Origin of the sequence: Ensifer sp., from assembly GCF_035999185.1 — a bacterium.
GTDB lineage: Bacteria > Pseudomonadota > Alphaproteobacteria > Rhizobiales > Rhizobiaceae > Ensifer.
Genome location: NZ_DASYHB010000004.1, coordinates 1 through 9,727, shown reverse-complemented (window position 1 = coordinate 9,727; position 9,727 = coordinate 1). Strand labels below are relative to the sequence as shown.

Here is a 9,727-nt window from a genome sequence, read left to right as displayed (position 1 = left end):
CCTCGCATTTCCCGGTTGGCCGGAATAGCGACTGGAGGGGTTAGTTCCAGGTACCTTACCGATACCCTCACCTAATCGAGGGTCGGCGGACACCCACAGGCACGTGCGACTTTGGGCAAGGGCGTAGGTAAGAAAAAAGCCTGTCGTAATCAAGAGTTTTTTCGCGCTGGCGGTTGAATTTTTTCTGAAGCGGGCAAAACTGCTGATGTTCACAATGATTGAACGATCCGAACTGCATTGATCACTGCCGTAAGAGATTGAAAAAATGGCATTATTCGAAGAAAACTCTGTTTCCCGCCGCGTGCGGCGCACGTAAGGAAAACGACGACCAATTTGCCGCCGGCATGATTGGCATGAGAGGGGCGTCCGCAACGAATCAGGCGGAACGTCTGCAAGCACGAAAGAAAGACCGCAATGGACACACTGACGCGCATCCGCGCCTTCATCGATGTCGTGGACGCCGAGGGCTTCTCGGCAGCCGCCCGGCGCGTCGGCCGATCAAAGGCGCTGCTTTCGAAATATGTGCGCGAGCTCGAAGACGAGCTTGGCGCCCTCCTGCTTAACCGCACCACCCGGCAATTCTCGCTGACCGAGGCCGGACACACCTATTATCGCACCGCCTCGGAAATCCTGAAGGAGATCGACAACCTTGCCGATCTCGTGCGCGCCAACAATTCGGATCTGAAAGGACGGCTGCGCATCACCGCACCGCGCACCTTCGTCGATGCGGAGATCGGCCAGTCGCTGGTCGATTTCGGCAAGCAGCACCCGGAACTCTCGCTCGAAATCATCTCCGACGACCGCTTCGTCGATCTCGTCGAAGAAGGTTTTGACGTCGCCATTCGCATCACCCGGCTTGAGGATTCGACGCTGATCGCCCGCAAGCTCGACGATTTCCAGGTGCTGATCTGCGCAGCGCCCGAATTCCTGGAGAAGGCCGGGCCGATCGACCACCCGACCGACCTGTCCAAGGTGCCCTGCATCCTCGACACCAATGGCCGCTCCTACTCCAACTGGCGCTTCGTCGAGCCGGACGGATCCGCCTTCACGGTTCCGGTCAGCGGCCCGATCGAGGTCAACAGCCCGCTCGCCGCCTTGAGGGCCGCCGTCTCCGGCCTCGGCGTCTCGATCATTCCGGATTTCATCGCGCGACCGAAGATCGCTACCGGCGAACTGGTCACGCTGTTCGACGAGTTCCTGCCGCGCGACCGGGGCATCTATGCAATCTACCCTCACCGTCGCTACCTGCCGGCCAAGGTCAGAACCCTGGTCGACTTTCTGCATGCGTGGTTCCGCAAGCCGCGCGGACAACCCGAAGCAACCGGCCAGGGCGACCAGCTGACGTGATCGGCAAAGTCCCAATTCCGTCCCATTTCCGGTACATTGCGAAAAACGAATCGAAGGCGTCCCTTGCGCGCCACATCTGATGCGCGGCGCTGTGCTGCCGCGGCCGAAAGGATCGCCGCTTCATGAGAACCAAGTGCCTCATCATGGCCGGCCTCGCCACTCTGCTCGCACCGTCACTGGTCTTTGCCCATCCGCACATTTTTGCAGAAGCCCGCCTTGAAGTGGTTTCGGACGACAAGGACGAAATCAGCGAGCTGCGCAACGTCTGGCGGTTCGACGAGCTTTTTTCCTCAAGCGTGGTCCTCGATTTCGACAAGAACTCGAATGCAGCACTCGACCCCGACGAACTGGCGGAAGTCGGCCAGACGGTGCTGGAGTCCCTGTCCGAGTACAATTACTACACGACGATCCTCGACAACGGCAAAACCATCAAGGTCAACAAGCCGGACCACATCACCGTCGACTACAAGGACGGCCAGCTGTTGATGATGTTCGCGGTCAAGCCAGCCGAGCCGATGCCGCTCAAGGGCAAGCTCTCCTTCGGCGTCTATGATCCGACCATGTACACGGCGATGGATTTTGCGACCGACGACGACCTGACCGTCGTCGGCGACAAGATCAACGCCTGCGAACACAAGGTGGTCCGCCCGGATCCGGACGAGGTTCTCGCCGAGAACAAGAACACCTTGACCGATGCCTTCTGGAACGATCCGACCGGCACGGACATGTCGAAGCTCTTTGCAACCAGGATCGAGATCTCATGCTGAAAGCCCGCAGGATCGGACGTCTGGTCGCCGCGACGCTGATTGTCACGGCACTGTCCGCAACGCTTGCAGCCGCCCAGTCGCCGCTCGGCATCGGCACAGCCGAACCGGCATTCAACACGAGCGGGTTTCTCGGCGGCTTCTTCGCCTGGGTAAATATGGAGCAGCAGGGCTTCTACCGCCTGATGACCAACGCGCTGAAGGGCATGCGCGAAAACCCCTGGCATCTCTGGTCGCTGGTCGGGCTTTCCTTCACCTATGGCGTTCTGCACGCGGCCGGGCCCGGCCACGGCAAGGCGGTGATTTCCTCCTACATGATCGCCAACGAGACGGAACTGAAACGCGGCGTCATGCTGTCGTTTCTGTCCTCGATCCTGCAGGGCGTTGTTGCGATCCTCCTGATCGGCGCCGTCTATCTGCTTTTGCGCGGCACCTCGATCAGCATGACCGATGCCACCCGATCGCTCGAAATCGCCAGCTACGCGCTGATCGCAGCGTTCGGCGGCTGGCTGCTTCTGCGCAAGCTGCGCTCGATGCTGCGCCCGTCGGTCGCGCTCGCGACGGCAGGCAACGCGCCGGCGCATGCGCACCACGCTCATGACCACCACCACGATCATGCGCACCATCACCACGATCACGGTCATGATCACCACCATCACCATGGCGCCGGTGAAGTCTGCTCCAGTTGCGGGCATGCGCACGCCCCTGACCCGTCGATGCTTCGGGGTGATCGGTTTGCCCTTCGCGAGGCCTGGTCGGCCGTCATAGCCGTCGGTCTGCGTCCCTGCTCCGGCGCGCTGATCGTGCTTTCCTTCGCGCTTTTGAACGGCCTCTATCTCGGCGGCGTGCTCTCGGTCCTTGCGATGTCGATCGGGACCGCGATCACCGTTTCGATCCTCGCGACCATGGCGGTGACCGCCAAGGGCGTCGCACTGCGCTACGCGTCTAGCACGACGTCAGCGGCGCGCATCTCGAACGGCATCGAGATTGCCGGCGCCCTGCTCGTTCTCATTCTCGGATTGATCCTGCTCGGCGCGGCCCTTCAGGGCTGACGGCGGCACTTGCAGCACCGCGCGTCCTATCGGACGCGCGAAGGACGCTGTAGCGTTTTGCATTGCTGCATGTTTTTGTCCTTTAGTCGGCTACGATCAAAGGAAACTTGCAGCAGGCTCAAAGCCCGCGCTTGCGCTGATAGCGGGCCCGGAGCCAAAACAACAGGAAGAAGCCAAGCACGAAGATCACCCCGAAGGCGGCGGCGAGCCACGGCGAGATATCGCCAAGCTTCAGCATGATCGACGGCAGCACGAAGAAGCCGAGGCCGGCGACGACGAGAATGATGGCTGCGGCGATCGCCGGTGACTTTTCCTTGGTCTGCATGGTCCCTTAGCCGTTGTCTGGCGCAGTGGAGGTTGCAGGCGCTACTTCGACGCCTGCCGCTCCAGTTCCGCACGAATATCTTCCAGTCGCCGTATCTGACGACCATCCGCGTCGAAGTTATCAGCTGCGAGCCAGGTTTCGAATGCGGCATTGAGCAGCGGCCATTCGCTGTCGATCATTGAAAACCAGGCCGTGTCGCGGTTGCCGCCCTTCGAGATCATATGCTGGCGGAAGATGCCCTCGAAAGTAAAGCCCAGGCGCGCCGCGGTCTTGCGGCTCGCCATATTCTCGCTGTTGCACTTCCATTCGTAGCGGCGGTAGCCCAGATCCTCGAAAACGTGTTTCGCCATCAGGTAATGGACTTCGGTCGAAAGCGGCGAACGGGCCATGGCAGCGCCATGCGCGACGGACCCCACTTCGACGACGCCATTGGCCGGGTCGGGGCGCATGTAGTTGGCCATGCCGACGACGATGCCGGTCGCCTGGTCGCGGAACACCTCGGTAACCCAGCTGGATTTTTCCTGTGCCGCCGTCAGCCAGGCGTCGAAGTCTTCGATCCCGGCGAAATCCGGTTGCGCGAAATACTTCAGCAACGGATTGATCGCCATCCCGCCGAGACCGTCCCACAGGTCCTGCAGATGCCGCTCGCGCTCATAGGGTTCAAGCTTGACGAAACGCCCCTCGAGCGCGACACCCTTCGGTGCCGGGCATCCTTTCCAGTCTTTCAGATCACGCATCGGCCGCTCCTCCTGTCCTTGTCATTTGGCATAGGCCAGAGGAGCACCCGAGACAAATTCAAACTGGTGATGAACCCATGAGAGCTTGGCGGGGTTTTACGCCGTGGCTGGCGCCTTCGCTGACGAAACGGTCGCCTCGATGTGGTCGACCAGCGCATCCGGCAGACCAAGGCGGCCGGCAAGCAGGTCGAGATAGCCGCGTTCCGCGCGTGTTTCCGGTTCAATCGTGAGGCGCGACGCAGTGTAGACCTCCACGCGTTCCTCTTCCGTTTTTGCCGCGCCGACGATCGCGTCGATATCGACCGGGTTTGCAAGCTCGCTCTCCAGGAAGGCTGAGGCATCCGCCGAAAGGCCGGAAACCGAGAGCTTGTCCATGATGTGCCGGCGTTCGGCTTCGTCGATGTGACCGTCCGCGCGCGACGCTGCGATCATGGCGCGCACCAGCGTCAGCGCGAAATCGTGACTGACAGCCTCCGGCGCGGACGCAAAGCCGGAATCGGCCGGCGGCGGCAGCAGTTCCGGTTCGCCCTTGGCGACCGTTGCGCCACCTGGCGTCGTGCCGGCCTGGTAGTTTTTGTAGGCTTGATAACCGAGCCCGGCGATTGCGGCGAGGCCACCAAGAACGGCGGCGTTGCCGGTCAGCTGGCGGCCGGACTTGGTGCCGAGCAGGACCGCTGCAATCGCACCCGTGGCCAGCGGATTGTCCTTGGCAAGCTGCGTCACCTGGGTCGCGCGATCACGCACCGAGCCGCCGGCGCCGGGCACCTGCGATCCCAGAAACTGGTCCAGCAATTTCTTCGCGTCGAACATGGGTCTCGCTCCTTGTGGGTTCGGTTTGTCGGTTCGGGGCGGGTGGGGTCGAACGAAAGGGTGCGCCGCCCGCGCACCCACTGTCGAATGGATTGAGACATAGGAACGTTGCGGGGAAAATACAAATTCGCGTCAAAGACGTAGGCCCCAAGAAAAAGGCCGGGCTTGCGCCCGGCCTATTCAGTCTCTTCTGTACGTACGATCCGCTCAGCCTTTGAGCGTGAAGGCTTCCGCCGCAAGCTTGGTGATGCCGGCCCAGTCGCCCTTGGCAACCAGTTCCTTCGGCGCGACCCAGGAGCCGCCGACGCAAACGACGTTCGGCAGCGTCAGATAGTCGCGGGCGTTGGAAAGCGAGATGCCACCGGTCGGGCAGAACAACGTTCCGGCAAGCGGCGAGGAAAGGGACTTCAGATAGGCGGCACCGCCGGCCTGTTCGGCCGGGAAGAACTTCAGCACCTCATAACCTTCTTCGCGCAGGCCCATGACCTCGCTTGCGGTCGCCGCACCCGGAAGCAGCGGCACGTCGTGATCGTTGGCAACATCGATCAGTTCCTGCGTCGTGCCGGGGCTGACGATGAACTTGGAGCCAGCCTCGACTGCCGCCTCGAACTGGGCGGCGTTGAGGATGGTACCGGCGCCGGCGACCGCGCCTTCGACTTCGTTGGCAACGGCGCGGATCGCCTCAAGTGCTGCCGGCGTGCGCAGCGTGATCTCGATCGCCTTCAAGCCGCCGGCAACGAGCGCACGCGCCAGGGGAACGGCGGTCGCCACGTCGTCGATCACCAGCACCGGAACGACCGGCGCCAGTTTGAGGGTTGAAAGAAGCCTGTCGGATTTCGCGCTCATGCCGATCGTCCTTTTTAAAACGATTGAATATGCCCCCCGCATACCCCGCTCGACGCCACTTGTCGAGACCGACGGCTGCAAGACAGTCGCGCCGAATATAAGACAAGTATAAAATGGCATCGACAACAAAGAGATGGCTTGAGCCTTCGCGGGAAAGCTATAGGTTGATCGCGGTCGAGCCCCTCAGAACGGCGGATATTCCATGGCGAAGGAAATAGAGCGCAAGTTCCTGGTCGCCTCGGACGGATGGCGGGAGCATGCGGACAAGGGCATCGAGCTCAGACAAGCCTACATCGTGACCATGGACGATCGGTCGCTGCGGGTGCGCATCCACGGCAACAAATGGGCGCGCCTCACCATCAAGATCGGCAAGTCGGCGCTTGTGCGCAACGAATACGAATACGACCTGCCGATCGACGATGCTCGCGAGATGTTGACCCAGGCGGTTGGCATCGTCATCGAGAAAAGGCGCTACCGCATTCCGCACAAAGGCTTCACCTGGGAAGTGGACGTCTACCAAGGCGCACTCGCTGGCCTGGTGGTCGCCGAGGTCGAGATGAAGCGCGAGACGGACAGGCCGTCGTTACCCGACTGGATCGGGCGAGAGGTCACCGGTGATCGCCGCTATTCCAACCAGTCGCTTGCCACTGAAGGGCTGTTGGAAACGCAGTCATGACCTATGCCTTCCGGCCGGACCAGCCATTTACCGATGACTTCCGCGCCATCGCCGCAGAGCAGCTGACGCAAGCCGTAGCGACACTGCAGGATCGGCCGGACGGCGTGCACGAGGCCATTCACAACGCTCGCAAGAACTTCAAGCGGCTGCGTGCGCTCTACCGGCTTGTTGCGGCCGATGCGCCGCATTTCCAAAACTACGAGAATGCCCGCATTCGCGGCATGGCCCGCAACCTTTCAGCCGTGCGCGACGCGGCAGCCCTCGTCGAGAACGCCCATTATCTCAGGACGACGGCTGGCAACGACGACGAGGAAAAGGCACTTTCGCACGTCTGCGCGCACCTGACGACACGTCGCGACCGCATTGCGGCAGCTGCAACGGATATCGAGGACCGGATCGCAGCGACCATCGTCAATTGCGAACAGGCCCTCGGTGCACTCGGCCAGGTGACATTCGACGACCGGCGCCGCAAGACCGCAGACCGGCTGACGAAGGGATGGCAGCGAACGCTGAAGCGCGCCGGGCGCGCCCGTGAGGCATGTGGAGCGACAGCCGAAGCCACCGCGTTCCATGAACTGCGCAAGCGGGCGCAGGACTACCGCATGTATCTCGGCCTGATGCGCGAAGCCTGGCCATCCGCGATGCAGGCCAAGCGAAGCGAGACCAAGGCGCTGGTCGACACCCTCGGCCACCTCCACGACCTCGCGGTCATGACCCAGTTGATCAACGAGGATCCGGCCTTGGTCGGCAACAGCCAGGACCAGGCGCATCTCATCGCCGTGGTGATCGCACGGCAGGAAATCTTGCGCACGGACGCGCTCAAGCTCGCCACCGTCGTTTTCCAGGAAGAGCCGGAGCGCGAAAGTCAGGCGGTCCGTCTGCTTTGGCTTAAGGCCGGGCGTGACTAGCGAAGAAGATCGGCTGCCATTTCGCCTGACAAAATCATGCACGCCGACGGGCGCCGGATTGGACCCGCAGGCGGTCGTGATTGCGCTGACGGCGCGAAAGCTGTATTGGCACGGGCCATGACCGACATTTCCACGACCCCGCGCCCTGAGACCCATGGTGAGATGCCTGGCCAGTTTCTGGTGGCCGCGCTCTATCATTTCGCACGCTTCGCGCGTTTCGCCGAGTTTCGCGAACCGCTGCAGGCCGTCTGCGACGAAAACGGCGTCAAGGGCACGCTGCTTCTGGCACATGAAGGCATCAACGGCACGATCGCCGGCACCGAAGCCGGCATCGCAACGGTGCTTGCCTTCCTGCGGGCGCAGCCGGAACTCGGCGCGCTGGAACACAAGGAAAGCCGCGCCTCCTCCATGCCCTTCCTGCGCATGAAGGTTCGGCTGAAGAAGGAAATCGTCACCATGGGCGTCGAGAACATCGACCCCAACCGGATCGTCGGCACCTATGTCGAGGCGAAGGACTGGAACGCGCTGATCTCCGATCCCGATACGATCGTCATCGACACGCGCAACGACTACGAAACGGCGATCGGCATCTTCAAGGGCGCGGTCGATCCGCAGACCAAGACCTTTCGCGAGTTCCCCGACTGGGTGCGCAACCATACCGGCCTGCACAACAAGCCGAAGATCGCCATGTATTGCACCGGCGGCATCCGCTGCGAGAAGGCGACCGCCTTCATGAAGGAACAGGGCTTCGACGAAGTCTTTCACTTGAAGGGCGGCATCCTGAAATACCTCGAAGAGGTTCCGCAGGAAGAGAGCCTCTGGGAAGGCGCGTGCTTCGTCTTCGACGACCGCGTCTCGGTGACCCACGGTCTTGCGGAAGGCGAGCACACGCTCTGCCATGCCTGCCGCCAGCCCCTGACCCAAGCCGACCTCGCCTCGCCGCATCACGAGGACGGTGTGTCCTGCATTCATTGCCACGAGGTCCGCACCGACGAGGACCGCGAGCGCTACCGCCAGCGCCAGAGGCAGATCGAGCTTGCCAAGAAGCGCGGCGAACGCCACCTCGGAAGCTGAAGCGGGCTCCGAAGAATTTGCCCCTCATCCGCCTGCCGGAAGAGGGTTCGTCCTCGGATTGAACCCGAACAGAGGGGCAGTCCCTGCCGAGACGTCCTATCCCGGCAACGCCTCGCACTCATCGAGCGTCAGCACGCTGCGGTCCCATTCGTGGCGGCTGCGGGTGAAGATCGCGTCGGTCGGCTGAAACACCGACAGGTCGTCGAGCGTGCCGGCATAAATCGACCAGCGCTCGTCGTCCGGCGGGCCGGAGCCGAAGAGCTGGCTGCCGCAGATCTCGCAGAAGTAGCGGATCGTCGGGTTGCCGTTTTCGGCCAGTTTTTCATAGGAGCGGCACGTGCCCGATATCGTTACATCCGTCCGGTCGAAGATCATGTAGCAGCAATGGCCGGTTCCGGTCGCGCGCTGGCAGTCGCGGCAATGGCAGAAGCCCGAAAAGAGCGGCATGCCTTTCGCCTCGTAGCGGACCGCGCCGCAGAGGCAGCCGCCTTTCATGATACCCATGGTTCGTCCTCCTCGAAGAGGACGAGGATAGCCAAGCGACATAAGCGGTCAAAGAAAAACCGCGCGCCGCAATTGCAGCGCGCGGTCCAAGTTTCTCTTTGGCAGAAAAGCTTACCAGCTCGGGATCAGCGCGCCCTTGAAGGTGTCGTTGATGAAGGTCTTCACCTTTTCATCATGGTACGATTCGACCAGCGTCTTCACCCACGGAGCATCCTTGTCGGCCTTGCGCACCGCAATGACGTTGGCGTAGGGCGACTTCTCGCCTTCGATCGCGATCGCGTCCTTCTTCGGGTGCAGGCCGGCTTCCATGGCGTAGTTGGTGTTGATGACGGCGGCATCGACGTCCTGCAGCGAGCGCGGCAGCTGGGCGGCGTCGAGCTCGGCGAAGGTGATGTTCTTCGGGTTCTCGGTGATGTCGGCCGGTGTCACCTTGAGGCCGGCTTCTTCCTTGACCTTGATCAGGCCCTTGGAGGCGAGAACGAGCAGCGCGCGGCCGCCGTTGGTCGGGTCGTTCGGGATGGCGATCGTCGCGCCGTCCTGAAGTTCGTCGAGGCTCTTCACCTTCTGCGAATAGACACCCATCGGCGTGGTGATGGTGGTGCCGACGCTGACGATCTCGAAGCCGCGATCGGCGATCTGGTTGTCGAGATAGGGCTGGTGCTGGAACGAGTTGGCGTTGAGGTC

Annotated in this window: 13 protein-coding genes; 6 read left to right on the top strand and 7 right to left on the bottom strand. The window is 62.1% G+C overall.

The features are described from left to right. The coding region (locus tag VGO04_RS00120; RefSeq protein ID WP_327493922.1) for a hypothetical protein at window positions 1-399 on the bottom strand (399 nt) is incomplete at its 3' end. 15 nt (window positions 400-414) lie between these two features. On the opposite strand from VGO04_RS00120, the gene VGO04_RS00115 reads away from it, so the two are divergent. The 3 genes from VGO04_RS00115 to VGO04_RS00105 all read left to right on the top strand — a co-directional run bounded on the left by VGO04_RS00115 (window position 415) and on the right by VGO04_RS00105 (window position 3,163). Next, the gene (locus VGO04_RS00115) at window positions 415-1,347 is read left to right on the top strand and encodes a LysR family transcriptional regulator (RefSeq protein WP_327493921.1); all 933 of its coding nucleotides are present in this window, start codon (window positions 415-417) and stop codon (window positions 1,345-1,347) included. 122 nt (window positions 1,348-1,469) lie between these two features. Next, complete coding sequence (locus VGO04_RS00110; protein ID WP_327493920.1) at window positions 1,470-2,114, top strand: DUF1007 family protein; 645 nt, start codon at window positions 1,470-1,472, stop codon at window positions 2,112-2,114. Beyond that, window positions 2,108-3,163, top strand: a complete 1,056-nt coding sequence (locus VGO04_RS00105; RefSeq protein ID WP_327493919.1) for a nickel/cobalt transporter — start codon at window positions 2,108-2,110, stop codon at window positions 3,161-3,163. The genes VGO04_RS00110 and VGO04_RS00105 overlap by 7 nt, the downstream gene beginning before the upstream one ends. A gap of 118 nt (window positions 3,164-3,281) precedes the next feature. Here the strand turns inward: VGO04_RS00105 and VGO04_RS00100 are convergent, their stop codons facing one another. From VGO04_RS00100 to VGO04_RS00085, 4 genes are all read right to left on the bottom strand, one after another. Continuing rightward, window positions 3,282-3,488: a hypothetical protein gene (locus tag VGO04_RS00100; RefSeq protein ID WP_327493918.1), complete on the bottom strand. Its 207-nt coding sequence runs from the start codon at window positions 3,486-3,488 to the stop codon at window positions 3,282-3,284. A gap of 41 nt (window positions 3,489-3,529) precedes the next feature. Further along, on the bottom strand, window positions 3,530-4,225 hold the full coding sequence (locus VGO04_RS00095; protein WP_327493917.1) for a GNAT family protein: 696 nt from the start codon (window positions 4,223-4,225) through the stop codon (window positions 3,530-3,532). Between the two features lie 96 nt (window positions 4,226-4,321). Next, window positions 4,322-5,035, bottom strand: a complete 714-nt coding sequence (locus VGO04_RS00090; protein ID WP_327493916.1) for a tellurite resistance TerB family protein — start codon at window positions 5,033-5,035, stop codon at window positions 4,322-4,324. Between the two features lie 207 nt (window positions 5,036-5,242). Further along, window positions 5,243-5,881 (bottom strand): 2-dehydro-3-deoxy-phosphogluconate aldolase, encoded by a 639-nt coding sequence (locus VGO04_RS00085; RefSeq protein ID WP_327493915.1) that lies wholly within the window; start codon window positions 5,879-5,881, stop codon window positions 5,243-5,245. A 202-nt stretch (window positions 5,882-6,083) separates the two neighbouring features. On the opposite strand from VGO04_RS00085, the gene VGO04_RS00080 reads away from it, so the two are divergent. From VGO04_RS00080 to VGO04_RS00070, 3 genes are all read left to right on the top strand, one after another. After that, a complete protein-coding gene (locus VGO04_RS00080) occupies window positions 6,084-6,557 on the top strand; it encodes a CYTH domain-containing protein (RefSeq protein ID WP_327493914.1) in 474 nt (157 codons plus the stop codon). Next, complete coding sequence (locus VGO04_RS00075) at window positions 6,554-7,465, top strand: CHAD domain-containing protein (RefSeq protein WP_327493913.1); 912 nt, start codon at window positions 6,554-6,556, stop codon at window positions 7,463-7,465. The genes VGO04_RS00080 and VGO04_RS00075 overlap by 4 nt, the downstream gene beginning before the upstream one ends. Before the next feature lie 117 nt (window positions 7,466-7,582). Beyond that, window positions 7,583-8,539 carry a rhodanese-related sulfurtransferase gene (locus tag VGO04_RS00070; protein WP_327493912.1) on the top strand — a complete coding sequence of 319 codons (957 nt, stop codon included), beginning with the start codon at window positions 7,583-7,585 and terminating at the stop codon, window positions 8,537-8,539. Window positions 8,540-8,635: 96 nt separating this feature from the next. Here VGO04_RS00070 and VGO04_RS00065 read toward each other — a convergent pair whose 3' ends face one another. Both VGO04_RS00065 and VGO04_RS00060 read right to left on the bottom strand, forming a co-directional pair. Further along, a complete protein-coding gene (locus VGO04_RS00065) occupies window positions 8,636-9,043 on the bottom strand; it encodes a GFA family protein (protein ID WP_327493911.1) in 408 nt (135 codons plus the stop codon). A gap of 111 nt (window positions 9,044-9,154) precedes the next feature. Beyond that, window positions 9,155-9,727 (bottom strand): MetQ/NlpA family ABC transporter substrate-binding protein (locus VGO04_RS00060; protein WP_327493910.1); only part of this gene is annotated, 573 nt, incomplete at its 5' end.

Coding starts and splice junctions, on each gene's coding strand:
- VGO04_RS00110 (WP_327493920.1), top strand. CDS start 1,470: ATGAGAACCAAGTGCCTCATCATGGCCGGCCTCGCCACTCTGCTCGCA.
- VGO04_RS00065 (WP_327493911.1), bottom strand. CDS start 9,043: ATGGGTATCATGAAAGGCGGCTGCCTCTGCGGCGCGGTCCGCTACGAG.
- VGO04_RS00105 (WP_327493919.1), top strand. CDS start 2,108: ATGCTGAAAGCCCGCAGGATCGGACGTCTGGTCGCCGCGACGCTGATT.
- VGO04_RS00100 (WP_327493918.1), bottom strand. CDS start 3,488: ATGCAGACCAAGGAAAAGTCACCGGCGATCGCCGCAGCCATCATTCTC.
- VGO04_RS00090 (WP_327493916.1), bottom strand. CDS start 5,035: ATGTTCGACGCGAAGAAATTGCTGGACCAGTTTCTGGGATCGCAGGTG.
- VGO04_RS00070 (WP_327493912.1), top strand. CDS start 7,583: ATGACCGACATTTCCACGACCCCGCGCCCTGAGACCCATGGTGAGATG.
- VGO04_RS00080 (WP_327493914.1), top strand. CDS start 6,084: ATGGCGAAGGAAATAGAGCGCAAGTTCCTGGTCGCCTCGGACGGATGG.
- VGO04_RS00115 (WP_327493921.1), top strand. CDS start 415: ATGGACACACTGACGCGCATCCGCGCCTTCATCGATGTCGTGGACGCC.
- VGO04_RS00095 (WP_327493917.1), bottom strand. CDS start 4,225: ATGCGTGATCTGAAAGACTGGAAAGGATGCCCGGCACCGAAGGGTGTC.
- VGO04_RS00085 (WP_327493915.1), bottom strand. CDS start 5,881: ATGAGCGCGAAATCCGACAGGCTTCTTTCAACCCTCAAACTGGCGCCG.
- VGO04_RS00075 (WP_327493913.1), top strand. CDS start 6,554: ATGACCTATGCCTTCCGGCCGGACCAGCCATTTACCGATGACTTCCGC.